Source organism: Pseudomonas abietaniphila, assembly GCF_900100795.1.
GTDB lineage: Bacteria > Pseudomonadota > Gammaproteobacteria > Pseudomonadales > Pseudomonadaceae > Aquipseudomonas > Aquipseudomonas abietaniphila.
Genome location: NZ_FNCO01000015.1, coordinates 94,113 through 120,001 on the forward strand (window position 1 = coordinate 94,113; position 25,889 = coordinate 120,001).

General features: G+C 61.4%; 22 protein-coding genes. 15 read left to right on the forward strand and 7 right to left on the reverse strand.

Annotated features, from left to right (window positions below; translation table 11 throughout):
• Nucleotides 1-210: 210 nt before the first annotated feature.
• Entirely contained in the window at nt 211-738 is a 528-nt protein-coding gene (gloA, locus tag BLS87_RS24865) for a lactoylglutathione lyase (RefSeq protein ID WP_074756706.1), read from the forward strand.
• Nucleotides 739-788: 50 nt separating this feature from the next.
• On the opposite strand, the gene BLS87_RS24870 is transcribed toward gloA, so the two are convergent.
• Entirely contained in the window at nt 789-2,039 is a 1,251-nt protein-coding gene (locus BLS87_RS24870) for a serine hydrolase domain-containing protein (protein WP_074756708.1), read from the reverse strand.
• A gap of 223 nt (nt 2,040-2,262) precedes the next feature.
• On the opposite strand from BLS87_RS24870, the gene BLS87_RS24875 reads away from it, so the two are divergent.
• A complete protein-coding gene (locus BLS87_RS24875; protein WP_074756710.1) occupies nt 2,263-3,483 on the forward strand; it encodes an MFS transporter in 1,221 nt (406 codons plus the stop codon).
• Nucleotides 3,484-3,712: 229 nt separating this feature from the next.
• Here the strand turns inward: BLS87_RS24875 and BLS87_RS24880 are convergent, their stop codons facing one another.
• The gene (locus BLS87_RS24880; protein ID WP_074756712.1) at nt 3,713-4,732 is read right to left on the reverse strand and encodes a branched-chain amino acid aminotransferase; all 1,020 of its coding nucleotides are present in this window, start codon (nt 4,730-4,732) and stop codon (nt 3,713-3,715) included.
• A 258-nt stretch (nt 4,733-4,990) separates the two neighbouring features.
• Here BLS87_RS24880 and BLS87_RS24885 point away from each other — a divergent pair, with 258 nt between their 5' ends.
• The 3 genes from BLS87_RS24885 to BLS87_RS24890 all read left to right on the forward strand — a co-directional run bounded on the left by BLS87_RS24885 (nt 4,991) and on the right by BLS87_RS24890 (nt 7,136).
• The gene (locus tag BLS87_RS24885) at nt 4,991-5,758 is read left to right on the forward strand and encodes an MBL fold metallo-hydrolase (RefSeq protein WP_074756714.1); all 768 of its coding nucleotides are present in this window, start codon (nt 4,991-4,993) and stop codon (nt 5,756-5,758) included.
• A 43-nt stretch (nt 5,759-5,801) separates the two neighbouring features.
• Complete coding sequence (locus BLS87_RS34270; RefSeq protein WP_167362101.1) at nt 5,802-5,954, forward strand: hypothetical protein; 153 nt, start codon at nt 5,802-5,804, stop codon at nt 5,952-5,954.
• A gap of 330 nt (nt 5,955-6,284) precedes the next feature.
• A complete protein-coding gene (locus tag BLS87_RS24890) occupies nt 6,285-7,136 on the forward strand; it encodes an NAD-dependent protein deacetylase (RefSeq protein ID WP_074756716.1) in 852 nt (283 codons plus the stop codon).
• A 43-nt stretch (nt 7,137-7,179) separates the two neighbouring features.
• Here the strand turns inward: BLS87_RS24890 and BLS87_RS24895 are convergent, their stop codons facing one another.
• On the reverse strand, nt 7,180-8,289 hold the full coding sequence (locus BLS87_RS24895; protein ID WP_074756718.1) for a DUF2817 domain-containing protein: 1,110 nt from the start codon (nt 8,287-8,289) through the stop codon (nt 7,180-7,182).
• Between the two features lie 297 nt (nt 8,290-8,586).
• Here BLS87_RS24895 and BLS87_RS34275 point away from each other — a divergent pair, with 297 nt between their 5' ends.
• The 10 genes from BLS87_RS34275 to BLS87_RS24940 all read left to right on the forward strand — a co-directional run bounded on the left by BLS87_RS34275 (nt 8,587) and on the right by BLS87_RS24940 (nt 21,430).
• Nucleotides 8,587-8,733: a hypothetical protein gene (locus BLS87_RS34275; RefSeq protein WP_167362102.1), complete on the forward strand. Its 147-nt coding sequence runs from the start codon at nt 8,587-8,589 to the stop codon at nt 8,731-8,733.
• Between the two features lie 792 nt (nt 8,734-9,525).
• Entirely contained in the window at nt 9,526-10,350 is an 825-nt protein-coding gene (locus BLS87_RS24900; RefSeq protein WP_143024476.1) for an energy transducer TonB, read from the forward strand.
• A 50-nt stretch (nt 10,351-10,400) separates the two neighbouring features.
• Nucleotides 10,401-11,108, forward strand: coding sequence for a MotA/TolQ/ExbB proton channel family protein (locus BLS87_RS24905; protein WP_143024477.1), 708 nt, complete (start codon nt 10,401-10,403; stop codon nt 11,106-11,108).
• The gene (locus BLS87_RS24910; protein WP_074756720.1) at nt 11,108-11,509 is read left to right on the forward strand and encodes an ExbD/TolR family protein; all 402 of its coding nucleotides are present in this window, start codon (nt 11,108-11,110) and stop codon (nt 11,507-11,509) included. The genes BLS87_RS24905 and BLS87_RS24910 overlap by 1 nt, the downstream gene beginning before the upstream one ends.
• 198 nt (nt 11,510-11,707) lie before the next feature.
• Nucleotides 11,708-14,440 carry a TonB-dependent receptor gene (locus BLS87_RS24915; RefSeq protein WP_083370756.1) on the forward strand — a complete coding sequence of 911 codons (2,733 nt, stop codon included), beginning with the start codon at nt 11,708-11,710 and terminating at the stop codon, nt 14,438-14,440.
• Nucleotides 14,441-14,688: 248 nt separating this feature from the next.
• Nucleotides 14,689-16,530: an extracellular solute-binding protein gene (locus BLS87_RS24920; RefSeq protein ID WP_143024481.1), complete on the forward strand. Its 1,842-nt coding sequence runs from the start codon at nt 14,689-14,691 to the stop codon at nt 16,528-16,530.
• A 1-nt stretch (nt 16,531) separates the two neighbouring features.
• Entirely contained in the window at nt 16,532-17,602 is a 1,071-nt protein-coding gene (locus tag BLS87_RS24925) for a microcin C ABC transporter permease YejB (protein WP_074756726.1), read from the forward strand.
• Complete coding sequence (locus tag BLS87_RS24930; RefSeq protein ID WP_074756728.1) at nt 17,602-18,624, forward strand: ABC transporter permease; 1,023 nt, start codon at nt 17,602-17,604, stop codon at nt 18,622-18,624. The genes BLS87_RS24925 and BLS87_RS24930 overlap by 1 nt, the downstream gene beginning before the upstream one ends.
• Before the next feature lie 9 nt (nt 18,625-18,633).
• A complete protein-coding gene (locus BLS87_RS24935) occupies nt 18,634-20,232 on the forward strand; it encodes an ABC transporter ATP-binding protein (RefSeq protein WP_074756730.1) in 1,599 nt (532 codons plus the stop codon).
• A 142-nt stretch (nt 20,233-20,374) separates the two neighbouring features.
• On the forward strand, nt 20,375-21,430 hold the full coding sequence (locus BLS87_RS24940) for a permease (protein WP_074756732.1): 1,056 nt from the start codon (nt 20,375-20,377) through the stop codon (nt 21,428-21,430).
• Between the two features lie 220 nt (nt 21,431-21,650).
• On the opposite strand, the gene mnmH is transcribed toward BLS87_RS24940, so the two are convergent.
• The 4 genes from mnmH to BLS87_RS24960 form a co-directional block, all read right to left on the reverse strand.
• Nucleotides 21,651-22,751, reverse strand: a complete 1,101-nt coding sequence (gene mnmH / locus BLS87_RS24945; protein ID WP_074756734.1) for a tRNA 2-selenouridine(34) synthase MnmH — start codon at nt 22,749-22,751, stop codon at nt 21,651-21,653.
• On the reverse strand, nt 22,751-23,785 hold the full coding sequence (gene selD / locus BLS87_RS24950; protein ID WP_074756736.1) for a selenide, water dikinase SelD: 1,035 nt from the start codon (nt 23,783-23,785) through the stop codon (nt 22,751-22,753). Before selD ends, mnmH begins: the two co-directional genes overlap by 1 nt.
• A 193-nt stretch (nt 23,786-23,978) precedes the next feature.
• Nucleotides 23,979-24,635: an ATPase gene (locus BLS87_RS24955; protein WP_074756738.1), complete on the reverse strand. Its 657-nt coding sequence runs from the start codon at nt 24,633-24,635 to the stop codon at nt 23,979-23,981.
• A 112-nt stretch (nt 24,636-24,747) separates the two neighbouring features.
• On the reverse strand, nt 24,748-25,887 hold the full coding sequence (locus BLS87_RS24960) for an MFS transporter (protein WP_074756740.1): 1,140 nt from the start codon (nt 25,885-25,887) through the stop codon (nt 24,748-24,750).
• Nucleotides 25,888-25,889: the final 2 nt, after the last annotated feature.

Here is a 25,889-nt window from a genome sequence, read left to right on the forward strand (position 1 = left end):
TCAAGTCGACAGCAAACGTTGTAGGAGCCGTCGGAGGCTACGACGGCCGCGAATGCGTTCTGTCTGACACACCGCCATGGCGACCGTCGTAACCTCCGACGGCTCTTATAGGGTCATGCGTAGCCTCTGAAAAACCGTAGTAATCCGGTATTACCCGCCCGCGAAGCAGGGTAACTACACTGCAAGACCACTCACTAAGAGCAGCCTGCCATGTCCTTCGTCAGCGAATCTCAACCCGGTGTCTGCCTGACGCCTGATGCCGTCACCCAGGATTACGTGTTCAACCACACCATGTTGCGGGTCAAGGATCCCGAGCGTTCGCTGGATTTCTACACCCGGGTGTTGGGCATGCGGCTGCTGCGCAAGGTGGATTTTCCCGAGGCGAAGTTTTCGCTGCTGTTTCTGGCGATGACCAAAGGCGGTGAGGTGCCGGACGAAACGTCGGCGCGCATGAGCCATACCTTCAGCCGCGAATCGGTGCTGGAACTCACGCATAACTGGGGCACCGAGAGTGACGACTCGCAGTACCACAATGGCAACAAGGACCCTCGCGGGTTCGGCCACATCTGCTTCTCGGTCCCGGACATCGAAGCCGCCTGCGTACGGTTCGAAGCCCTTGGCGTGCCCTTCGTCAAACGGCTGGACAAAGGCATGAAGCACGTGGCGTTCATCGCCGATCCGGACGCGTACTGGATCGAGATCGTCCAGGCTGACCTGCTCGGCAACCTGGGTCAGTAACCGTCTGGTAAAAGCCGCCCTGATCCGGGCGGCTCCGGTCCGCTGAACGGCTATTTCAGCTCGGCGACCACCGCATCAAAGAACACCATCGGGTCGATGGGTTCTTTGTCGACCGGCTTGGGCTGCGCGCCAAACGTGACGATCACCACGTTGTTGGCCGGGTTGACGTAGATGTTCTGCCCCTGGATGCCGACCGCCGCGTAAGCGCCGTCCTTCTTCGACGGATCAGTCCAGGCGGTCCACCACATGTAGCCGTAATCCAGCTTTTTGCCGCCCTTGAGCGTTGTCGGCGTTGTGGCTTCCTTGACCCAGCCCTCCGGCAGGATCGATTTCCCGTCAACCTTGCCGTTGTTCATGAAGAACAAGCCGAACCGACCGTAATCGCGCAGCGTGGCGCTGATGCCACTGCCGCCGATCTCCACGCCATTCGTGGAGTCCAGCCACCATTTGGCGTCGCTTTCCATGCCATACGGCTGCCAGATCTTCTGCGACAGGTAATCGGCCAGCGGCATCTTCACCGCGCCACGCACGATTTCACCCAGGATCTGTGTTTCACCGGTGCTGTAGTTGTTCACCGTGCCGGGTTCCGCTGCTCTGGGCAGTTTGGCCATCAGCGCCACCGCCGACCGCGGCTTCTGTGAAATCTGCGCATTGAGCAACGCACGGCGGTCTGACTTCGGATCCGTGTAGGTCTCGTTCCATTTCACCCCTGACGACATCATCAGCACATCGCGCACGGTCACACCCTCATACGCGCTGCCCTTAAGCTCCGGCACGTAATCGACCACCTGCGCGTCGAGGCCTTTGATCAGGCCGTCATGAATGGCGGCGGCAGCCAGGGTCGAGGTGATGGACTTGGCGACCGACATCGACATCCAGCGGGTTTTCTCGGTGTTGCCGCGCTGATAGGTTTCGTAGGCGATCTTGCCGTCCTTGATCACCAGCATCGCGGTCACGCTGTCCAGCGCGACGTAGTCATACAGGTCGTACTGCTTGCCTTCATACGTGAAATGCACGTTGCCCAACGGCTTGTCGGATTTGGGCAATGTATACGGGTGACCGCCGGCCTTGATGGTGTGGGTCGGGAACAGCCGGTCAATGTTGCGATAGGTGCTTACGGCTAGGTCCGGCAACATGGCACCGTCGTAGATTTGCTCGACGGTGCCGATGGCTTCATGGGCATGGGGGTATTCGGCATCTGCGGCCCAGACACCCGAAACGGTGCCTGTCGCGAGCAGGCTCAAGGAAAGGGTCAGCGGTTTGAGTCGCTGAAAGGGACGAGAAACAGCGCGTGTGAACATAAAGCTTCCTTCTTCTTAATTGACCTTCTTGTTTATTGACGTTGTTGCGAGGTCGGGACTTCTGCCCGCTTGAACCATAGTCCACTGGCTAGCAATCCACCCCACCGTCAGTTAAGCGTTTGCAGAACCTGAGGTGTGAAATCCTGTACGCGACGCAATGCCGATGCCTTTCACACTGGCGTCGTTTTTCTTGAACATGCCTTTCTCACACAACGGAGTGCACATGACCGCCCCCATCACTCACCAGACTGCCAAGCCTTCACCGCGATTGTTCAGCTTCTTCTGCCTTGCCAGTTACCTGCTCTCGATGGCGTATGGCTCGACGTTCCTGCTAGCACTGCTGATCGGCAACCACGGCGGTAATGAAAAGGATGCAGGGTCTGTCATTTCGGCGGCCATGATCAGCACCTTCATCGCCGTGGTGTTTTCCGGCCATCTGTGCGATCGCCTGGGCGCTGCGCGCTCGATTGCGCTTTGCGGCATCGCGCTGGTCATCGCCAACATCGGCTTTGCCGTCAGTGCGAACCACCTGCACCTGATGATGCTGTTTGGCCTGGTGCTCGGGGTTGGCTGGGGCGTGTTTTACACCTTGGGCCCGATCATCGTGGCGATGATCGTCGAACCCACCCAGCGCGCCCGTTACTTCGCGTTGTTGTCCGGCAGCATGATGAGCGGGATCGGGTCCGCACCGCTGCTGGGGCGGCTGGCCACTCAATCGGGGCTGCCCGTTTCCTCGGCATTTTTCATGTCAGCCCTGGCAAGCGTGGTCGGGGTGATGCTGTTCTGGCATCTGGCGGGCGACCTCAACCGACTGCCTGACCGGTCGGGCACCGTGGCGTCGAAGCTTTCGCTGACAGGTGCGGTCGCGGTACTGCGCTCCAAAGCGGTGTTCGCAATTGTGATGGTCGGGCTGGGCGGTGCCATTTTCGGCGGGCTGTCGAGCTTCCAGACCCGCTACGCCCATGACCACTCACTGGATTACTCACTGTTTTTCATCGGTTTCATGAGCGCCGCGATTGCCGGGCGGATGCTGGTGGCCGGCATCGTCGTCAGACGCGATCCCTACGTCATGGCGTGTCTGCTGTCAGGGCTGATCGTCGTCTCGATGCTGATGTTTCAGTACGTCGTCGCCAGCAGCCTTGGCTATCTGTTGGCCGCGATCGTGTTGGGCGTCGGATACGGCCTGACCTATTCGGTGATCAACGGCCTGGCGGCCAACGAAGCCCCCGCGGGCAAAACGACCCAGTCGCTGTTGTTGTTCAGCCTGGCGTACTTCATCGGAGTGTTCGGTTTTCCCTTGCTGGCGGGCAAGGTGATCGTCGAGAGCGGGATGTCAGTGATGCTGACGATCTTGCTGGGGGTGGCGGTGGTGAACTGGTTGATTACCGTGGGGCGGCTGGTGTGGCGGCGTAATGCGGTCTCTGCGCGGCCTCTCGAAGGTTGACCCCGCGTAATGTGCCTACGTGCAGTCCCCACACTGTGGGAGTGAATTCATTTGCGATTGGCCAGCAAGGCCGATGCATCTCAATTGCCTGGCGGTTTTTTCGCGAATGAATTCGCTCCCACAGTGCAGCTGCGCGCCCTGACCGCATGAGCAAACCGCTAACGCCGCCCAATAAAAAACCACCGCCAAAAGGCGGTGGTTTTTTATTGCGCGTTCGCTTCGGTCAGGTTCAGACCTTGACGACCCAACCCGCCGGGCCTTCGATCTCGCCGAACTGGATGCCGGTCAGCTCCTTATACAGGCGCTGGGTCACCGGACCGACTTCGGTCTCGCTGTGGAACACGTGCAGCTTGTTCTGGTAGCTGATCCCGCCGATCGGGGTGATCACTGCGGCGGTACCGCACGCGCCCGCTTCCTTGAACTGATCCAGCTTGTCGATGAAGACTTCGCCTTCGGTGACTTTCAGGCCCAGACGACTCTCCGCCAGTTCGATCAACGACAGGCGAGTGATGCCTGGCAGCACCGACGGCGATTTCGGCGTGATGAACTGGTCATCATGCGTGATGCCGAAGAAGTTGGCCGAACCGACTTCTTCGATTTTCGAGTGGGTCAGCGGGTCGAGGTAGATCGCGTCGGCAAAGCCGTTCTTCTTGGCTTCGGCGCCCGGCATCATGCTCGCGGCGTAGTTGCCGCCGACCTTGGCCGCACCGGTGCCCTGAGGGGCGGCGCGGTCGTAGCTGGAGATCACGAAGTTGTGTGGCTTCATGCCGCCCTTGAAGTAAGGGCCGACCGGAATGCAGAACACCGAGAAAATGAATTCAGGGGCAGCCCGCACGCCGATGTTGTCGCCCACACCGATCACGAACGGACGCAGGTACAGGGCGCCGCCGGTGCCGTAGGGAGGAATGAAGCGCTCGTTGGCACGCACCACGTCCTTGCACGCTTCGATGAACATGTCGGTCGGTACGTGTGGCATCAGCAGACGCGTGCAGCTGCGTTGCATGCGCGCGGCGTTCTGGTCCGGGCGGAACAGGTTGATCGAACCGTCTTTGGCGCGATAGGCCTTCAGGCCCTCGAAGCACTGCTGACCATAGTGCAGCGCGGTCGAGCCTTCGCTGATGTGCAGCACATTGTCTTCGGTCAGGGTGCCCTTTTCCCACTGGCCATCACGCCAGGTGGACAGGAAGCGTTTGTCGGTCTTGATGTAGTCGAAACCCAGCTTGTCCCAATTAATGCTCTCGTTACCCATGACACCCTCTATTTCCTGACCAGCGCGCCCGGCGTTGGCGGGGGCTGGTGTTTCATCAATATGGTCGTGAAGGCCCGGCACAGGACTGGCCTACACCGATGTTGCGCCATATTACTGATTTTTTGCCCGACAAACCGCCTCCAACGCACACGACCTTAAAAAGAACCGCCAAAGACCCGCCAAGGTGGTTCAAAAAAACCGGACAACCTGCGACGCTGACGGCGGTTCTCCTCTTTCACCGGGACCGAGGCACGCGCCATGCTGAGAAAAGTCGCAGACCAGTGGTATTCGCTCGAGAAGATCGACGACGCCATCACGCTGATCACCGAACCCCATGTCACCCCGTGGTTGCGCTGCAATATCTGGCACATTCGCGGGCGCGATCAGGATGTCGTGGTCGACACCGGCATGGGCATCTGCAGCCTGCGCGAGGCCGCGAAGAACCTCTTCGGCCAGCGCATCAGTGCGGTGGCCAGTCATGTGCATCTGGACCACGTCGGCTGTCACCATGAGTTCGATCAGTGCCTGGTTCACAGCGCCGAAGCCGATGGCCTGCGCGGGTCGGACGGCTATTTCACGTTGGTCGAGCCCGACTTCGACCCAAACGACTTCAGCCTCGCGACCCTGGGCGGCGAGCGCCTGGGGCCGATCATCAGCGCCCTACCCTCACCCGACTACGACTTGAACAGCTGGAAGATCCAGGCCGCCCACGTCACACGCACGCTGGAAGAAGGTGATGTCGTGGACTTGGGTAATCGCCATTTCGAGGTGCTGCACCTGCCCGGCCATTCACCGGGCAGCATCGGCTTGTGGGAGGCATCGACCCAAACGCTGTTTTCCGGCGATGCCATTTACGATGGCGAACTGCTGGACAACCTCGTCCACTCCTCAGTCGAGGACTACGTACGTACCATGCGACGCTTGCGAGCACTCCCCGCCCGGGTGGTGCACGGCGGGCATTGCAAGAGCTTCGGCCGCGAACGGTTGATCGAGCTGGCAGACGGCTACTTGAAAAAATTCGACTGAATGCGCCTCCCGCGCGCCCAACGTTCACCTTCAAGGAACAACCATGACCACACCCCTTGACCTGCCCAAACACGGCGCCGTGCTGTTCGCCAAAGACCTGCCACGGGTCGCGGCCAGCCGAGCAACTGCAATACTCTCGACAGTGCACCGAGCGAATGAGCTGTTGAGTCAAGCCCACGCCACGATCAGCAGGTGACCTAATACCTATGGGACTGAGCTTGTTCAGGAGAGCGGCGTGTCCGTCGACTTCACCGTCACTGGGCCGACGCCTTCGCGAGCAAGACCCTCCCACAGTATCAGCGTCGTCCCCAAGTCTTCGTAACGACGCGAACCCTGTAGGAGACGTCCGAGGTTACGAGGGCAGCGAATGCGGTGTGTCAGTCACCGTCGATGCGGCTGACCCACCGCCTTCGCGAGCAAACTCCCACTGGGTCGATTTCGATCGCAAGACCGCGCATTCGCTCAAAGCACAAATCACCCACCTCGTTTAGTATCGGCGCACCGCCGCTTTCACGAGGACCTGTGCATGTCCGATACCTTTGCCCACACCGATGTCGAATCCCTGCTGCACTGGATGAACGAGCGTTCATTCGTCGCCCTGACGGGCGCGGGCATCAGCACCTCTTCCGGCATCCCTGACTATCGCGACAGCGACGGTGTGCGTCGCGGTCGGCAACCGATGATGTTTCAGGAATTCCTCAACGCCCCCGAGGCACGCCGGCGTTATTGGGCCCGCGCCATGCTCGGCTGGCCACGGGTGCGCGCCGCTCAGCCTAACGCCGCGCATGAAGCGCTGGCCACGCTGCAACGTCACGGCATCATCAGCGGCGTGATTACCCAGAATGTCGACACCCTGCACGATCAGGCCGGCAGCCATGATGTGGTCGAACTGCACGGCAGCCTGCACTGGGTGCTGTGCCTGGACTGTCGGCAGCGCACCGAGCGCGACCTCGTTCAGGTCACGCTGCTGGAACACAATCCCTACCTCGCCGGTGTCGACGCCATTCAGGCGCCCGACGGGGACACCCTTCTTGAGCCGGCCTTTGAAGAACGCTTCCAGGTCCCGCATTGCCCGCACTGCGGTGGTGAGAGAATGAAGCCGGACGTGGTGTTCTTCGGGGAAAACGTCGCGCCGCCCACCGCCGCCAAAGCCATGGCCCGGGTCGAACAGGCCGAGGGGCTGCTGGTGGTCGGCTCGTCGCTAATGGCGTATTCGGCGTTTCGCTTGTGCCGCGCCGTCGCCGATCAGGGCAAACCGCTGATCGCCATCAACCTGGGCAAAACCCGCGCGGATGATCTGCTGGATCTGAAAATCGGGGCGTCGTGCGAGGTGTTGCTGCCAGCACTGACCCAGCGCCTCGTTGACGGGCTGGCCTGAGCGGCGCGGACTCCACCCAGACCCAGCGTGCGCCTGCAAAGCCTCAGCGTGCGATGCCCGGCAGCGCGGCCAGCGCCTTCTCCCAGATCTGCCGCGTCCTCACCCACACCACTTCCTGCCAGTCCGGGTCGGCGGGGTAAAACTGCTCCAGCAACCCTTGCTTGATCGCGCGACCGGTTGCGTCCAGCGGGTCGCCGTGAAGGTGCAACCAGTGATCGTCACGCAGATGCCCATGCACGATCTCGCCGGCGTAGGTCCCGCACTCGATGACAAACGGCATCAGATGAACACCCGGCAACGCGTCCAGCAGCATCTGTGAGGTGTAACCCGTGGAAGTCGCTGCCACACCGGTCTCACTGACCTGATTGGCCCCTGTAATCAGGGTGAACAGCCACGGACCGAACAGCGCTTGTGCATCGGCGAGCGCGGGATAGGCTGACTCCACAATGCTCATCAGCATCGGATGACCGTAATCCCCCGCCCCTGTGTGGAGGTCGAAGCACGCCGCCACCTCGACGCCGCTCAGGTGTTTGTCGACAATGGCGCGCAACGTCCGGTTCGACCAGCTCGGCCCAGTCCCGCCATAGAACAGCCCGTCCGCAAACGCGTATTGCCCGGCTTCCACCACCGACATCAAGCCTGACCAGCCCCGCTGCGCGACAGCGGCGTTGAACCGCGCGTCGACCTGATCACGCTGCGGCCCGCGCAGTTGCTCGCAGCTATAAAAGGCATGCACATCGTGGTAGGCACGGTTGTCAGGCAGCGGCTGGCTGAAATCCAGGTAATTGCGGTTCTGGTCGAGATTGTCTTCGTTGACGCGGCGCATCCACGCAGTGCCCCACGGGTTGATCAGGTGAATCATCAGCACCGCCACGCCTTCAGGCAGCGTGCGGCCCTTCAAGCTTTCCAGCCAGCGACTCTGACAGTTGGAACCGTAATACCCCTCCACGCCATGTGTGCCGCTTAACGCCACCAGCACCTTGCTGGCATCCGGTGCACCGATCCAGGCCACGTCGGTGAACAACGCTTCGCCGAACGGCCCCTGAAGCGGATGCGGGTATTCACTCAGTGCCGCACCCACACCGCTCGCAGCCTTCAGAAAACGTTCACGCAGTTGACGGTAACCGGGCTGCTCAGGAAAAAACTGGCTCATCAGGACCCTCTCAAGACTCAGGAACATGGGCAGTCGATGCAGGCGTGAACGCTGTCAATCGACCGCCGCATCAAAATTGTTACAAAAGGACAGCTTTTTGGCACATTTCTTTCAAGGTATTTCACAAGTGGAACGCCAGTACCACCAATAGACCCAAACGCCCCACAAAGCCGTGAGTCTACGCTGCCAATCGGTGCGCAACACGCACCAACGTGCAGGAAAAGGACAGCACCCTGTCCATTAACAGTGCAGGACGCAAACCCGCCGTTTGTCGTCCGTCGATAAGGAATTCGATTCGTGTCTGACCTGTCCCTGCTGTCTTGCGCCACACCCCGCCACACCCTGCCGTTCCCGTCGGTGCCCGTTGCTCTGTCTCAAGCCGTCTTGCGCACCTCGCCGCAGGTCCATCACCTCGTCGTCGAACCGTCCTTGCTCAGCGTCTGATTTTTTAATTCTTACAACACCCGGAGCGCTCGCGTTTTCACGCGGGCCATTCCTTTATTTTTTGCTGTCCGTTAATCGTGATAATCCACTCCAGCTCTTGATGATGGAAAAGACACTAACGATCACACACTTCTCAATTATATCAACGGGACATTCCCGTATAAGAAACAGCACACACATTAAATAGCCATCACTTACCGATGGACACTCTTGCTCACCCGTTGAAAAGACACTCGATAATTAAATGACCCGACAGTCACCTTTAACCTGGACGTTCACCATGCACAGTTAAACCTTCACGCACCAATTCGAACCTCAATTGCCGAGTTTGGTGCACCGCCGGCCGTTTATATAAATACGGGCTTTCGCGAACAGTATTCGCCGGGCTCGGCGGACGCACTCGCACCAACGTTAACCTTGGTTCCAAAGGTTCACCGTTGTTCGCTAACGCTTTAATCGTAGAATCGATAAAAAATTACAGTAATGCGACATCTGCGCCGAATGGGCCAAAAACCCCATTGCAGAGGGCTCTGCTGGCATAGCGGTTGCTATTGAACCTCTGTAGTGACTCAGACACATCGCTGTACATCCAGGTACACAACAAGAAAACAGGGAATATCCATGTCGTCTCCATAACCCACTCTGCACCCTCACTTCCGATAAAGAGCTGACGCACCTCTGTCTGCTCACGGGTGTTTTGCGCCTCATGAAAGTGCAAGCATCAGGGATTCGAACATTCACGAAATGTTTGAACGGAACCTTATTGCCCTTCAATGACCCGAGGGAGCTTTAATGAACGACGCGGTAAACATGAAAGCCTTGCCCGAGCCATCCCCGGAAGAACTTTCCGGGGTTTGGCCGAGTATTCCTTTCACGGAAAACACTTCACGCCCTGGCGGATTGAACCGGCCACAGGTGTTGTTATTGATTGCCGCTTCGGTCCTTATTCACGGGGCCATCTGGTGGTACATGCAAACAGCGAAAGCCGACGTTCCGGAAGTTGCGCCGCAAGTGCCCGAGATGACGGTCGAGTTGAGCAGCCCAACGCCGCCCACACCGGAGCCTCCGCCGCCCGAATCGCCGCCACCTCCACCGCCGCCGCCACCTGAACCGGAGCAACCGGTGGAAGATCCGGACGCGGTCAAGCCGCCACCCAAGCCCGTTGAAAAGCCCAAGGTCGAGAAGCCCAAACCGGTGAAAAAGCCGGAGCCGGTGAAAAAGCCAACGCCGCCCGCGCCCCCCGTGCCCGCCGCACCGAGTACGCCAGCGCCGCCGGCTCCGTCACCGACGCCCGCACCCGCGGCACCTGCTGCTCCAGCGGCACCGGTCAAGGAGTCGGCAGCGATTTCAGGGCTGGCCAGCCTGGGCAACCCGCCACCGGAATACCCCGGCGCGGCACTGCGTAAAGGCATGGAAGGTCGCGTGATTTTGCGCATCAAGGTGCTGCCCAACGGCCGCGCCGGCAGTGTCGAGGTGACCAAGTCCAGCGGCAAGCAAGTGCTCGACGATGCGGCGGTGGAAACGGTGCGCAACTGGAAGTTTATTCCGGCCAAGCGCGGCGATACACCGATTGAAGGCTTCGCGACCCAGACCATCGATTTCAAGTTGCCGGAATGACCCGGCAGGCAAACGACTGACAACTCTTAAATAGCTGGTGAGGTGTAACCATGAACGAATCGCTCTCTTCCATGATTGTCCCTGGCGTGCTTTGGGCACTGGTGGTGTTCTCGGTGTTGAGTTGGGGACTGCTGCTGATCAAATCTGCGCAGTACCTGAAGTTGAAAACCCAGAACAAACAGTTCAGCAAAGCCTTCTGGACAGCACCGGACCTGCTCACCGCTGCCGAACACGCCACCCAATACCCAGGCTCGCTGGCACGTATCGCCAACAGCGGCTTCGAGGCCATGGCGGTCGACGAATCGCCGCGCACCACTCAGCAACTGGCCCACACCATCAACCGCTCGGACCGTCTGGAACGCAACCTGCGCCAACAGATTCAGAAAGAGCGCCGCGCGCTGGAAGCCGGTCAGGCCATCCTCGCCAGTATCGGCAGCACCGCGCCTTTCATCGGTCTGTTCGGCACGGTCTGGGGGATCATGGAAGCGCTGCAAAGCATCGGCGCCAGCGGTTCGGCCAGCCTGGAAACCGTGGCGGGTCCCATTGGCCATGCGCTGATCGCCACCGGCGTCGGCATCGCAGTCGCGGTACCCGCGGTGCTGATTTACAACTTTTTCCTGCGGCGCCTGAAGCTGGCCGTGGCCGACATGGACGACTTCGCCCATGACTTCGACTCGCTGGCGCAGCGCAGCGCCTTCGCTGTCAGCCGTCAGCCCATCGCCCACAAGCACGGCCAGTCCGTGCGGGAGGCGAGCTGATGTCTTTCTCCACTCAGGACAGCGATGAAGTGCTCAGCGAAATGAACGTCACGCCGCTGGTGGACGTGATGCTCGTGCTGCTGGTGGTGTTCATCGTCACCGCGCCGCTGATGACCAACGCAATCAAGGTCAACCTGCCGAAAACCGACGCCGTGGCACCCGCTGAGAAGAAGGATCCGGTGGTGGTCAGCGTCGATCAGGACGGCAAGTTCTACCTCGCCAAATCCGAGATCGCCCCGGAGTCACTGGAGATCAGCCTCAAGGACGTCAAGGCCAAGGACCCTGAAGTGCGCGTGCAATTGCAGGCGGACACCAGCGTCAACTACGGCCAGGTGGCCAAGGCCATGGCGTCGATCGAGCGCTCGGGGATCACGAAGATTTCGGTGATGACCTCCAAATGATCAACGCGCCATGACCTGAGGGCTGCGTCCGAACGCAGCCCTTCGCACCCAACTCCCGATGTAACGGCCGTCCGTGGTTTTGCCATGGAGGGGAGCGGCTTGCTTGAAAAACGGATTTCCCGACCGCCACAACCGCGTCGGAGCAACGAGGGCTCACAAGGCCATTTCAATAACATCTGGAATAAGTCGGAAATTACCATGCTGATGAGTTTTCCTGGTTTTACCCTCAAGCCTCTTGTTGTTGCAGTACGACGGCACCCGCGCGCGTTGATCTGCGCGCTCGCCGTGGGCATGAGCACGGCACACGCGGCGGACAGCACCGATACCGCCGTCGAGGCAGCACCGGCCAGCGAGGCCGCCGTTCCGGCTGCCGCCGCAGTGCCCGCAACCACCCAGCTCAAACGGCTGGAAGTGACCGGCTCGGCGATTCGTCGCGCCGATGCCGAGACCGCCGTGCCGGTGACGATCCTGCGTGCTGACGAGCTGAAAAAACAGGGCGTGACCACCACCGAACAGATGGTGCAGCGCATCACCGGCAGCCAGTCGATGATGAACAGCGCAGGCTCGGTCGGCGCGTCCACCGGCGGTGCGTCCTATGCCGACATGCGCGGCATCGGCGCCAACAAGACCCTGGTGCTGCTCAATGGCCGTCGTCTGGCCAACAACGCGCTGTCGGGCGTCGGCACGCCGAACGGCAGCGCCATCGACCTGAACATGATTCCGTTTGCCGCCATCGACCGGATTGAAGTCTTGCGCGACGGCGCCTCTGCGCTGTACGGCACCGACGCCATCGGTGGCGTCATCAACTTCATCACCAAGAAGTCCATGACCGACGGCACCCTGAGCCTGGGCGGCGACACGCCGACCGCCAGCGGTGGCGGCGCCAGCAAGGACATGAGCGCCAGTTGGGGCTTCGGAGATCTGGACGAAGACCGTTTCAACGTGATGGGTGTGTTCAACTACAACAAGCAGCAGAACCTGGACGCCAACGACCGTTCTTTCGACAAGGATTACGTACCGGGACGCGGCCTTAATCAGACGTCCGGCACCGCCTTTCCCGGCAACTATTATCAAGGCGACAACAGCGCCAACCCCCTCGGTCCGAACTGCGCCGGCCCAAGTCTGGTGGGCGTCGACGGCGTCTGCCGGTTCAGTACCCGTGAGTACATCGACCTGATGCCGCAAACCGAGAAGACTTCCTTTTTCGGCCGTGCGACCGGCAAGCTGGCGGAGGACCACAATGTCAGCCTCGAATACTTCTGGGCGCGTAACAACAACGCCACCAGCATTGGCCCTGCGCCGCTGACCGACCTGAGTATCGACCCCACCTCGCCTTACTACCCGGGCAACGGCATCACCCCGGCCCCGACCAACTTCGCCCTGGACCCGACCCAGCCGGTGGACACTGCCTGGCGCGAAACTGCGGCAGGTCCGCGTGGCAGCAAAGACCAGAACACCAGCCAGCGCTTGCTGTTGACCTTCGACGGCACCGTCGGCGGCTGGGACTACAACGTCGGCGCCAACTACAACCAGAACAAGGTGCTGTCCTCGGTCACCTCGGGCTACGTCAGTGATGCGGCGCTCCGGGCCGGTCTGGCCAGCGGACTGCTCAATCCGTTCGGCCCGCAATCGGCAGCGGGTCAGCAATACATCGAAAACGCGGCCTACCACGGCCAGTACTCAAGCGCGGTCGGTCGCGTGTACGGATTAGACGGCAAAGTCAGCCGCGAGATCGGCGACTGGTTCGGTGCAGGCCAGGCCGGCCTGGCGCTGGGCGGCGAATACCGCAAAGAGAAGCTGCATCAGGACTACGAGGCTTTCGTCGACGACATCAGCAGCCTGGGTCTGGATTCGGCCGGCAGCGTGTCCGGCGACCGCAGCGTCAAGGCCGAATACGCTGAGCTGAACGTGCCGGTGCTCGACAGCCTGGAACTGACCGCCGCCGTGCGCCACGACAAGTACAGCGACTTCGGCAGCACCACCAACCCGAAATACTCGTTCCGATTCCAGCCGTTCAAGGAACTGGTGATGCGCGGCGCCTACAGCGAAGGCTTCCGCGCCCCGTCGCTGTATGAGCTGTATGCCCCGCAGAGCCTGAGCTACAGCCAGGGTTACTACGACGACCCGACCCTCTGCGCTGGCGGCACTGTGCAGCCTGGCGGTCAGACCGGTCGCGACTGTAACCAGCAGTTCCTGAACCTGAGCGGCGGCAACGCCAACCTGGCGCCGGAAAAAGCCCGCAACGTCACACTGGGCTTTGTCTATCAGCCGATCAACAACCTGTCGATGGGGCTGGATTTCTGGTGGATTCACATCTCCAACCAGATTCAGTCGTTCCCTGAATCGACCGTGTTCAACCAGTCGGACCTTTACGGCGACCGCATCATCCGCAACGCCGACGGCTCCATCGCCAATATCGTGACCGGCAACTCCAACCTGGGCATCGTCAAGACCAGCGGCGTCGACGTGACACTGGACTACCGTTTCCCGAACACGCCATACGGGCAGTTCGGCGTCGGTCTGACCGGCACCTACGTGGATCGCTATGACTTCCAGAACACCATTAACGGCCCGTACACCGACAAGGTCGGCGACTTCCAGGGCGACGGCGTGATCGCGCGCTGGAAACACGTGTTGGTGGGCACCTGGAACCTGGGCGACAGCCGCGCGTCCCTGACCAACCGCTTCACCAGCGGTTACAACGACTATGACCGCAGCACCAACGGCACCGTGCCGTCGTACTCGCTGTGGGACCTGTCGGTCGGGCATACCTTCGAGAAGGTGCTGGACATCGACGCCGGCGTGCGGAACCTCTTCGATCGCGATCCACCGTTCACCAACCAGGCCTACAACTTCCAGTCCGGCTATGACCCGCGTTACGCCGACCCGCTGGGCCGTACCTTGTTCGCCCGCGCCACGTACCACTTCTAAGTGACCGCCCCTGACGCGCTCATGCTCCGGCGCGTCAGGGTACTTCTGCGAAATCGCGCCCCCGGCTTTCAGGTCTCGTCCACCTTCCCCGGCCGGGGGATTTTTTCCAGCGCTGGACGTGCGTCGACCTGCAAACCAAGGATTGTCCGAACATGTGCGCCTCCCCCCTTTCGTTGCGACGCCTGCTGCCCGGCATCGCGTTGCTCTACACCGTGGTGTTTTTCATCTCGCTGCTGTCCGGCGTGCCGATGGCCATTGCCGCCCCCGCGCATGCCCTGACCGTGTACGGCGAACCGCCGAAATACCCGGCCGACTTCACCCATTTCGATTACGTCGATCCTTACGCGCCCAAAGGCGGGTCGATGAGCCGCGCGGCCGAGGAGATCGGCCAGTACAACTACCTGACGCCCTATGTGGATCAGGGGATTTCCGTGAGCCAGATCGACACCTGGGTCTACGCGCCATTGGCGTATCGCTCACTCGACGAACCCTACACCGTGTACGGACTGGTCGCGCAAAAGCTGGAACGCGACCCCGATAACCTGTGGGTGCGTTTCTACTTGAATCCCAAGGCGCGCTTCGATGACGGGACGCCGATCACCGCCGAGGATGTGCGTTACACCTACCAGACCCTGATCACGCAAGGCAGCTTCAGCTACCGGCCGTTGTACGGCGACGTCAAGGACGTGGTGATCGAAGCCCCTGGCCAGATCCGTTTCGACTTCAAGAACACCCTCAATCGCACCCTCGCGCTGGACCTGGCGAGCATGCGCATTCTTCCCGAACATTGGTGGAAAACCCGCGACTTCACCAAAGGCGGCGGTTTCGAGCCACCGTTGGGCAGCGGGCCGTACCGCGTGTCCCGCGTCGACGCCGGGCGCAGTGTCAGTTTCCAGCGCGTTAAAGACTGGTGGGCCAAAGACTTGCCGGTCAGCCGCGGGCTGTACAACTTCGACACCCTGACCGTGAATTTCTACGGCGACACCGACGTCGCCCGGCAGCTGGTTCAGGCCGGAAGCTTCGATTACAACCGTGAGTTTTCATCCTCCGGTTACGTGGTCGGCTACACCGCGCCCGCGCTGCTCGACGGCCGCCTGCAAAAAACCATCCTGGCCAAACGGCGCCCGGTTGCCGGGCAAGGGTTCGTGTTCAACCTCGACAAGCCGATGTTTCAGGACCGCCGCGTGCGCGAGGCGCTGGCCATGCTCTGGGATTTCGAGTGGGTCAACGGGCAGATCATGCGCAACTTTTATGTGCGCGAGCAGACCTATTTCCCCAAGAGCGAGATGGCCGCCACCGCGCTGCCAGATGCGCAAGAACTGAACATCCTCGAGCCGCTGCGCGGACAGGTCCCCGACGAAGTGTTTACCCAGGTCTGGCAAGCCCCGAAAACCGACGGCAGCGGCTACATCCGTGACAAGCAATTGAAGGCGCTGAAGTTGCTGGCCGAGGCTGGCTGGCATCCCAAGAACAACCGTTTGGTCAATGCGGCAGGCCAGCCGCTGACATTCACCTTTCTCGACGGCCAGGGCGGTTTCGACCGCCTGGTGCTGCCCTACAAGCGTGTGTTGGCGCAAATCGGCATCACCCTGAACTTTCGCCTCGTCGATTCAGCGCAATACATCAACCGTCTGAACGCGCGGGACTACGACATGATCGTGGTCACGCTGCCCAACAACGGCAATCCGATCCTCTCGCCCGGTCGCGAACTGTACAACCTGTTCGGCTCCCAGAGCGCGCGGCAGGTCGGCAGCTCCAACGCCATGGTGCTGCGCAATCCGGCGGTGGACACGCTCATCGACGGGCTGGTGGCCGCCAACAGCCGCAATGACATGCTGCATTACGCACGTGCGCTGGACCGGGTGCTGCTGTGGGGCTTCTACATGATTCCGAATTATTACTCCCAAGGCACGCCCGTGGTGTTTGCCAACCGGTTTGGACGGAAGAAGGTTGAGCCGATCTATGACGTCGGGCTGGACAGTTGGTGGGAAGTCAGCCCGGTGGCCCTGACCAACGAGGCCATGGCCGCGCGCCTTGCACCCCAAACCAGCGCGCCATCCGCGTCCGCTATTCAGAACGAGGGGCGCTGAGATGCTGGCTTACGCACTGCGTCGACTGTTACTGATCATTCCCACCCTGCTGTGCATTCTGGTGGTCAACTTTCTCATCGTGCAGGCCGCGCCCGGTGGCCCGGTGGAACAGGCGATTGCGCGGGTCCAGGGGCTGAGTACCCACGCCGGGATTGGCGGGGGCGGTGGTGAAGTCGCCGCCAGCGGCAGCGTCAGCCGCAGCTCGCAGGGGCTGGATCCGGCGCTGGTGGAGGCGATCAAGCACCAGTACGGTTTCGACAAGCCGATGCACGAACGCCTGTGGCTGATGCTGACCCACTACGCACAGCTGGATTTTGGCAGCAGCTTCTTTCGCGGCGCGACGGTGACTGGCCTGATTGCCCAGAAACTGCCGGTGACCCTGTCGCTGGGCCTGTGGGCGACGCTGATCACCTACCTGATTTCCATCCCGCTGGGCATCCGAAAGGCCGTGCACCACGGCAGCCGGTTCGATGTCTGGAGCAGCACGATGATCATCATCGGCTACGCCATTCCGGCCTTTCTGTTCGCGATCCTGCTGATCGTGGTGTTCGCCGGCGGCAGCTACCTGAGCTGGTTTCCGGCGCAAGGGCTGGTGTCGGACGACTTCGACAGCCTCTCGACCTTCGGCAAGCTGCGCGACTACCTGTGGCACCTGGTGTTGCCCGTCAGCGCGCTGGTGATCGGCGGATTCGCCACCCTGACCATCCTCACCAAAAACAGCTTTCTCAACGAGATCAGCCGCCAGTACGTGGTCACCGCGCGGGCCAAAGGCCTGAGCGAAAACCGGGTGTTGTACGGGCATGTGTTCCGCAACGCGATGCTGCTGGTAGTGGCCGGGATTCCCCAGGCGTTGATCGACGTGTTCTTCGCAGGATCCCTGTTGATCGAAACCATCTTCGGCGTCGATGGCATCGGCCGCATGAGCTACGAGGCCGCCGTGTCCCGCGACTACCCGGTGGTGTTCGGCACGCTGTTCCTGTTCACCCTGTTCGGCCTGCTGATCAAGCTGGTGGGCGACCTTTGCTACACCCTGGTCGACCCACGCATCGACTTTTCCGCGAGGAGCGCCTGATGTTCGAATTTTCACCGCAAAGCCGACGCCGGATGGCGCTTTTCAAGGCCAACCGGCGTGGGTGGTGGTCATTGTGGATCTTCGTTGCCCTGCTGGTCATCTGCCTGTGCGGCGAACTGATTGCCAACGACCGGCCGCTGATCGTCAGTTACCAGGGCAACCTTTATTACCCGACGCTGCATCAGTACGTGGAAACCGATTTCGGCGGCGAACTGCCCTTTGAGCCGGACTACGCCAGCGATTACGTGCGCAACCTCATTCAATCCCAAGGCGGCTGGATGCTCTGGGCGCCGATCCCGTTCAGCTACGACACCATCAACTATGACCTCAAGGCCCCCTCGCCCAGCCCACCGAGCGCACGCAACTGGCTGGGCACCGACGATCAGGCACGCGATGTGATGGCACGGGTGTTGTTCGGCACGCGGGTGTCGATTCTGTTTGCCTTGTTGCTGACCGCCATCAGCACGGTGATCGGCGTGTTTGCCGGCGCAATTCAGGGCTATTACGGCGGGATGGCGGACTTGATCGGCCAGCGCTTGCAGGAAATCTGGTCGGGGCTTCCGGTGCTGTACCTGCTGATCATTTTGTCCGGTTTCGTCGAGCCGAGTTTCGGGTGGTTGCTGGGCATCATGGCGCTGTTCTCCTGGCTGGCGCTGGTCGACGTGGTGCGCGCCGAATGCCTGCGCGGACGCAATCTGGAATACGTCAAAGCCGCTCGCGCGCTGGGCCTGACCGACAGCGCCCTGCTGCTGCGACACATCCTGCCCAACGCCATGACGAGCACCCTCACCTACCTGCCCTTTATCGTCACCGGGGCCATTGCCACCCTGACCGCGCTGGACTTCCTGGGCTTCGGCATGCCTGCAGGCAGCGCATCGCTGGGCGAACTGATCGGCCAGGCCAAGCGCAATTTGCAGGCGCCGTGGCTGGGCCTGACAGCGTTCTGTTCGCTGGCGCTGATTCTTTCGCTGCTGGTGTTCATCGGCGAAGCCTGCCGTGACGCTTTCGATCCCAGAACCTGAGGTGCGACCTTGAACGACGCTAAACATGAGAGCCTGATCGAGATCCGCCAACTGCGCGTGGCCTTCAATGGCACCGAGGTGGTCCACGGCATCGACCTGAGCATCCGCCGGGGTGAATGCCTGGCACTGGTGGGTGAATCAGGATCGGGCAAGTCGGTGACGGCCCACTCGATCCTGCGCCTGTTGCCGAAGAAGACCGTCACCACGCAAGGCAACATCTGCTACAACGGCATCGATCTGGTGCATGCCAGCGACAGCCAGTTACGCGGCCTGCGCGGCAACCGGATCGCCATGATCTTCCAGGAGCCGATGACCTCGCTCAACCCGCTGCACACGGTGGAAAAACAGATCGGTGAAATCCTCGCGATGCACAAAGGCCTCAAAGGCAAGGCGGCGCGTGCGCGAACGCTTGAATTGCTGGAGCTGGTCGGCATCCACAACCCACAGCATCGGCTCAACGCCTATCCCCATCAGTTGTCCGGCGGTCAACGGCAACGGGTGATGATTGCCATGGCGCTGGCCAACGAGCCCGACCTGCTGATCGCTGACGAACCCACCACCGCCCTGGACGTGACCGTGCAGGTGAAAATCCTTGCGCTGCTGAAGTCGTTGCAGGCTCGACTGGGGATGTCATTGCTGCTGATCAGCCACGACCTCAATCTGGTCAGGCGCATCGCGCAGCGGGTCTGCGTGATGCGTGCCGGCGAAATCGTCGAACAGGCGGACTGTCAAACCCTGTTCAGCCACCCGCAGCATGAATACAGCCGGTTGCTGATCAATGCCGAGCCGGACGGCGAGCCCGTGCCCAGCGTGCACGCGCAAACGCTGCTCTCGGTGGATGAACTGAAGGTCTGGTTTCCATTGCCCAAGCCACTGTTCAGCCGCGAGCGCCAGTACATCAAGGCCGTGGACGGGGTCAGTTTCGAGCTGGTCAAAGGCAAGACGCTGGGGATCGTCGGCGAATCAGGGTCGGGCAAATCCACACTCGGGCAAGCGATCTTGCGACTTATCGATTCCGAAGGCGGGATTCGCTTCGGCAACAAGGAACTCAGCCTGCACAGCCAGAACCTGATGCGCCCGCTGCGTAAACGCTTGCAGGTGGTGTTTCAGGACCCGTTCGGCAGCCTCAGTCCGAGGATGACCGTGCAGCAGATCATCGCCGAGGGTTTGTTGACCCACGGCATCGGCACGCCACAGACGCGCGAAGAAACGGTCATTCGGGTGTTGCGCGAAGTCGGGCTGGATCCGGAAACGCGTCATCGTTATCCCCACGAGTTTTCCGGCGGGCAACGCCAGCGCATCTCCATTGCCCGCGCGCTGGTGCTGGAGCCGGACCTGATCCTGCTGGACGAACCGACCTCGGCACTGGATCGCACGGTGCAGAAGCAGATTGTCGCCTTGCTGAGGGATTTGCAGATCCGCCACGGCTTGACGTACCTGTTCATCAGCCACGACCTGGCCGTGGTCCATGCCCTGGCCCACGACCTGATCGTGATCAAGGACGGCAAGGTCGTGGAACAAGGTCCCTCCCGGCAGATATTCGCTCATCCGCAGCAGCCCTATACGCGGGCGTTGTTGAACGCTTCGGGATTGGTATTCGGAGGCTGACACGTTGAGTCTTCTGACGCTGATCGGTTGCCTCAGTCTGGCAGAACGCTGCTGTGCATACCCGACACACCCTGCAACAGCTACTACACTGGTTTGCGAAAGCGTATCATCGCGCCCCTGTTTTCTTGCCTCGGTGCCCCTCATGTCCACACTCCCGCTCGCCACTGAACGCCGTGGCTGGTCATTTTGGTGGAAACCTCTGGTGTTTCTGCTGGTGGCCGCCATCGGTCTGTACTACGTCAAATGGTCGCCGTATTACCTGAAGTCCTTCGTCGCTGCCGATACGCACAACATCGGCGGCTCGATCATCAACGACAACCCCGCCAACCCGTGGGCCGCTGCGCTGGCTTACGCTCAGGTGTATTTCCTGGCGATCTGGAAAGCGGCCGTGCTGGCGGTGATCCTCGGTTCGCTGCTGCAAGTGCTGATCCCGCGTGACTGGCTGCTGCGCATGTTCGGTCGTGCCGGCCTGGGCTCTACCGTACGCGGCGGCCTGTTCGCCCTGCCCGGCATGATGTGCAGTTGCTGCGCGGCGCCGGTCGCGGCGGGTATGCGAAAGCAGAACGTATCGGTAGGCGCGGCGTTGGCGTTCTGGATCGCCAACCCGGTGCTCAACCCGGCGACGCTGGTGTTCATGGGCTTCGTGCTGGGCTGGGGTTTCACCGCGTTGCGCCTGGTGGCGGGCATTGTGCTGGTGATCGGCGTTTCGCTGGTGGCGCAACGTATTTCACGGCCCGAAGCATTGCCGGAACAGGCCGTGGAAGCCGTGGTTGACGCGGAAGCGCCGGAACAAGGCAGCCTGCTGAGCCGTTGGGGCAAGACAATCTGGCAGCTGTTCTGGACCACCATCCCGATCTACATCGTGGCCGTGCTGGTACTGGGGGCTGCCCGCGTGTGGCTGTTCCCGCATGTGGATGGCGCGATGGGCAACAGCCTGCTGTGGCTGGTACCGCTGGCCATCGTCGGCACGCTGTTCGTGATCCCGACCGCCGCGGAAATCCCGATCGTGCAGACGTTGATGACGCTCGGCCTGGGCACCGCACCGGCCGTGGCCTTGCTCATGACCCTGCCGAGCGTGAGCCTGCCGTCGCTGCTGATGCTGCGTAAATCCTTCGACAGCAAAGTGCTGGTGACGGTGGGCGTGCTGACCATGGTGATGGGCGTCGTCAGCGGCTTGATTGGGGCTGCGGTGTTGTAAAAGTGGACGCAGGACCTGCGTCCAGACTGCCGTCAAATGCGGCGGTCTGGGCCAGGGACTTGTGTTACACCCAGCCCGGACTGTGGGCGCGATTTCATTCGTGAGGCGGTGGTTCAGGCCACGAATGAGTGTCGACCGTATTGGCCTCTCGCGAATGAATTCGCTCCCACGGGGACCCCATCACCCACAGGAACGTCCACACCCTTCCACATCGCCAGGGTTACCGAGCCGTTCTGTGCCTCAAGTACTCAACGACCGCCGCCTGATCACCGGCAAATTCGATCCGCGGGTTCTTGCTGTCGCGCTGATGGACGTACATCGGGTCGTAGTATTCGCTCAACATGGCGCTGATCCAGGCCCGGTGTTGATCGACGTCGCCGCTGCGGGCCTGCTCTTCCAGCGCACTGTCCATGATCGCTGACAGCCGCTGATAACGCTCTCCGCCCAGGCGGCGCACGATGCTCGACAGGCTCTGTTTCAGGCGTTCGGCATAGCCTGCAAAGCCCGTTTCGACACCCTGCACCTCAATGAACTCGGCACACAAGTCGATCACGTAATCCTTGAGAATCCGCTCGACCCGGCCTTCGAAGCTGTCTTCCAGCCACACCAGCGGCGCAGCCTGCATGATCCGGTACAGCTCCAGCGGGACCGCACGACTGCCGACGATCCGGCCTTCATCCTCGATCACGAACTGATGCAGGTGTGTGGCGCGCTTCTTCAGAATGTCGATGGCGAGCTGGTTTTCGAAATCGATCTGCCCCGGCTGCGGCGTCGCGTGTTTGCCGAAGCTTGAGCCACGATGATTGGCGAGGCCTTCCAGGTCCAGCGCGTTGTCCAGTTGCTGCAGCACTTCGGTCTTGCCGGTCCCGGTCAGGCCGCCAATCAGCACGAAATCGCACTCGGCGACGGCTTGCTCGGTGACCCCGATCAGGAAGTTACGCATGGCCTTGTAGCCGCCGATGATGCGCGGGTACTGAATACCCGCCTCGGTCTTGAGCCATTGCTGGGTGATCTGCGAACGCAGTCCACCCCGAAAGCAGTACAAAAAGCCTTCCGGGTGCTCGTTGGCAAAGGCCGCCCACGCTTCGATGCGCGCTTGCTTTAGCTCGCCGGACACCAGTTGGTGGCCGAGCTCGATGGCCGCCTGCTGCCCTTCCTGCTTGTAGCTGGTGCCGACCTTCTGCCGCTCGACATCGTTCATCAGCGGCAGGTTGATCACGCCCGGAAACGCGCCCTTGACGAATTCCACCGGGGCGCGCACGTCCATCATCGGGATGTCGTGGAGAAAGATGTCGCGAAAGTGGGCGCTGTTGTCGCGCATCAAGACACCTCGACGGCGAGCCGCTGTCGCTCGACCAGTTCGCCAATCGGCGACAGGCTCAAGCCCAGCTCAACGGCCATGGCCAGGAACGCGGCCTCCTCGGACGGCTCGACCGCGATCAGCAGCCCGCCACTGGTTTGCGGGTCACAGAGCAGCAGTTTCTGTGCCTCGGTCAGCGCGCCGATACGTTCGCCGTAGCTGTCGTAGTTGCGGTGCGTGCCGCCGGGAATGCAGTCCTGCTCGATGTAGAAATCGACACTGCCCAGGCGCGGCACTGCGGCGGCATTCAAGCGTGCGGTCAGCTGGCTGCCATCGGCCATTTCCACCAGATGCCCCAACAAGCCGAACCCGGTGACATCCGTCATGGCCGTGACGCCTGCCAGCCTGGAAAAGCGGCTGCCGGGTTTGTTCAGGGTGCACATCACGTCGCGGGCCAGGCCCACGTCTTCGTCGCGCAGCAGGCCCTTCTTCTCGGCGGTGGTCAGAATGCCGATCCCCAGCGGCTTGGTGAGGAACAGCTTGCAGCCCACGGTGGCGGTGTCGTTACGCTTCATGAAGCGCTTTTCAACAAGGCCGGTGACGGCCAGGCCAAAGATCGGCTCGGGTGCGTCAATGGAGTGACCGCCTGCCAGCGGAATACCCGCAGCGTCACACACTGCGCGGCCGCCGCGGATCACCTCTCGGGCGATTTCGGGGGCCAGCACGTTGACCGGCCAGCCGAGAATGGCGATCGCCATCAACGGGTCACCGCCCATGGCGTAGATGTCGCTGATGGCGTTGGTGGCCGCGATACGGCCGAAATCGAACGGGTCGTCGACGATGGGCATGAAGAAGTCGGTGGTGGAGACCACGCCCTTTTCGTCATCGATGGCGTAGACAGCAGCGTCGTCACGCGAGGCGTTACCGACCCACAGACGCGGGTCGAGGTTCTGTGCGCCACTGCCGGCAAGAATGGTTTCCAGGACTTTGGGCGAAATCTTGCAGCCGCACCCGGCGCCGTGACTGTATTGGGTAAGACGAACGGTGTCGTTCATAGGAGGCCCCTTGGATTCAAGGCGCTGAAGTCTACCAGAGCCGGGGCGCGTTGGTGCTTCGGGTGGATGGTCGGGATCTGCATCGACCTGTAGGAGCGCGCTTGCCCGCGATCACGATGGGTCCTGTGATAAATCAGTCAAAGGACCACCGCAACCGCGGGCAAGCGCGCTTCTACCGTGGATTTGTCACGAATCAGGACTCGGCCTTGATCAGCGATTCCAGCGAGGCGTCGAACTTCTGCAACGCATTGATCTGCACCTGACGCTGTTGATTGATGTCGGCGGCAATTTCGGGAGCACGTTTGGTGTGGCTCCAGATCGGCGACATCGACTTGGCGTCGCTGCCTTCAGCCTTGCCGATGAACTTGAAATCACCGTCGAAAAACTCGGCAGAGATGCTGGCCTGAACGTCCGAACTGCGCTCGGTCACCAGCTTGCTGCGGGTGTCGAGCAACACGATCACATCAGGCCGGGCGGCCAGGACGTCATCCAGGTTTTCGTAGAAATCGACGGTCGCGAACTGTTTCTCCAGCGACTGGGCGAACCAGTTGATCGCCAGCTCAGGGTCCGAGCTGTTCACGTAGGCCTCAGTGATGCGGCTGTCCGTCAGTTTGGCGGCCAGGCCGTCTTGCGCCGTGGCGTTGTAGCGCGCCATGTAGGCCAGATTGGCCACGGTGTTCTCAGTGAAAATCACCCCAACGGTCTGGGTATGCTTGAGCGCTACGCTGGAGGTCACCGCAGAAGCTCGAAACGGCCCGTCAGGCGCATCGGAATAGCGCGGAGCGCCAGGAACGGCACAACCGGCCAGGGCGGCGACCAGTGTCAACAGGGCAACAATTCGAAGATTCATTCGGCTTTCTCCAAGGGGAGGCTCAGTAGGCGTGCCGCCATGCTGAGCCTCTGGAGGAAAAAGCAGAACTTGAGCCGATCAATGTTGAACATTGATCAAAGCAATAGTGGGATCAGGGCCTGGCGACGCGGCGTGCGCTCAGGACTTGCGCCAACATCAGCACGCCGACACACAACAAGGCGTCGCGAAGCCCGATGAGGTGAGCAACGAAACCGATCAGGGCGGGCCCCAGCAGGATGCCGCAATAACCGATACCGGTGATGACCGCGATTGCCAGCCCGGCCGGCATCGCAGTCTGCGCGCCGACCACCGAGCAATAAACGGGGAACGCGTTCGCCAGCCCGAGTCCGATCAGCGCAAAACCCAACAGGAACAACGGCCACGGCTGCAACAGCACCGCCATGGCAAAACCGACCATGACCAGTAACCCGCCGCCGATCAGCAGCGACACAGCGCCAAACCGTTTTCGCAGCGCGTCCCCAGAGAAACGCCCGGCGGCCATGGTCAGGGAGAACACCGCGTAGGCGCTCCCGGCGACCGACAGGTCAATCTGATGGGCCCGGTTGAGGAACACGGCGCTCCAGTCGAGCACCGCCCCTTCGACCAGCAACGCAATGAAACAGAGCACGCCCACCGCCAGCACCTTGGCAGACGGCCAGGCAAAAGGCGCTGCGGGGTCGTCGGCGCCATACGGCAGCAAATGCCGGGCATGCCAGAGCAGCAATCCGCCGACGATCGCCACGACGACCGAAACCGCGAACAGCGGCGACGCACCGCCCCACAGCAAGACGCTCATTAACAGCGCACTGGCAATGCCGCCCAGACTGAACAAGCCATGAAATCCGGACATCAGCGGGCGACGATGGTCACGCTCGACCATCAGCCCTTGCACGTTCATCGCGACGTCGATGCTGCCAAGTCCCGCGCCGAACAGCGCCAACGTTATTGCCAGCGCGGTGAAGGATGAAAGCGTCGCCAACAGGGGCAACATGCTGCAGATCAACGCCCCACCGATCAGCGACACGAACCGGCAACCCTTGTGGGTGGTCAACGCCCCCGCCAGCGGCATCGCCAGCATGGAGCCCAGGCCAAAGCACAACAGCAGCAACCCGAGTTGAGCCTCGTCGAGCTCTGCCCGCTCACGGGCAAACGGCACCAGTGGCGCCCAGGCGCCCAACGACATGCCGGAGAGCAGGAAGGTCAGGCGGTAACTCCAGAGGTGGACAAGCGTCGGGGCGTTCACGGCTTGCACGG

Bases quoted from the DNA above. Each gene is read 5' to 3' on its own strand.
- BLS87_RS34270 (WP_167362101.1), top strand. From the start codon at position 5,802: ATGACCACACCCCTTGACCTGCCCAAACACGGCGCCGTGCTGTTCGCC.
- gloA (WP_074756706.1), top strand. From the start codon at position 211: ATGTCCTTCGTCAGCGAATCTCAACCCGGTGTCTGCCTGACGCCTGAT.
- BLS87_RS24930 (WP_074756728.1), top strand. From the start codon at position 17,602: ATGTTCGAATTTTCACCGCAAAGCCGACGCCGGATGGCGCTTTTCAAG.
- BLS87_RS24875 (WP_074756710.1), top strand. From the start codon at position 2,263: ATGACCGCCCCCATCACTCACCAGACTGCCAAGCCTTCACCGCGATTG.
- BLS87_RS24915 (WP_083370756.1), top strand. From the start codon at position 11,708: ATGCTGATGAGTTTTCCTGGTTTTACCCTCAAGCCTCTTGTTGTTGCA.
- BLS87_RS24955 (WP_074756738.1), bottom strand. From the start codon at position 24,635: ATGAATCTTCGAATTGTTGCCCTGTTGACACTGGTCGCCGCCCTGGCC.
- BLS87_RS24895 (WP_074756718.1), bottom strand. From the start codon at position 8,289: ATGAGCCAGTTTTTTCCTGAGCAGCCCGGTTACCGTCAACTGCGTGAA.
- BLS87_RS24885 (WP_074756714.1), top strand. From the start codon at position 4,991: ATGCTGAGAAAAGTCGCAGACCAGTGGTATTCGCTCGAGAAGATCGAC.
- BLS87_RS24905 (WP_143024477.1), top strand. From the start codon at position 10,401: ATGAACGAATCGCTCTCTTCCATGATTGTCCCTGGCGTGCTTTGGGCA.
- selD (WP_074756736.1), bottom strand. From the start codon at position 23,785: ATGAACGACACCGTTCGTCTTACCCAATACAGTCACGGCGCCGGGTGC.
- BLS87_RS24870 (WP_074756708.1), bottom strand. From the start codon at position 2,039: ATGTTCACACGCGCTGTTTCTCGTCCCTTTCAGCGACTCAAACCGCTG.
- BLS87_RS24940 (WP_074756732.1), top strand. From the start codon at position 20,375: ATGTCCACACTCCCGCTCGCCACTGAACGCCGTGGCTGGTCATTTTGG.
- BLS87_RS24920 (WP_143024481.1), top strand. From the start codon at position 14,689: ATGGCCATTGCCGCCCCCGCGCATGCCCTGACCGTGTACGGCGAACCG.
- BLS87_RS24925 (WP_074756726.1), top strand. From the start codon at position 16,532: ATGCTGGCTTACGCACTGCGTCGACTGTTACTGATCATTCCCACCCTG.
- mnmH (WP_074756734.1), bottom strand. From the start codon at position 22,751: ATGCGCGACAACAGCGCCCACTTTCGCGACATCTTTCTCCACGACATC.
- BLS87_RS24910 (WP_074756720.1), top strand. From the start codon at position 11,108: ATGTCTTTCTCCACTCAGGACAGCGATGAAGTGCTCAGCGAAATGAAC.
- BLS87_RS24890 (WP_074756716.1), top strand. From the start codon at position 6,285: ATGTCCGATACCTTTGCCCACACCGATGTCGAATCCCTGCTGCACTGG.
- BLS87_RS24880 (WP_074756712.1), bottom strand. From the start codon at position 4,732: ATGGGTAACGAGAGCATTAATTGGGACAAGCTGGGTTTCGACTACATC.
- BLS87_RS24900 (WP_143024476.1), top strand. From the start codon at position 9,526: ATGAACGACGCGGTAAACATGAAAGCCTTGCCCGAGCCATCCCCGGAA.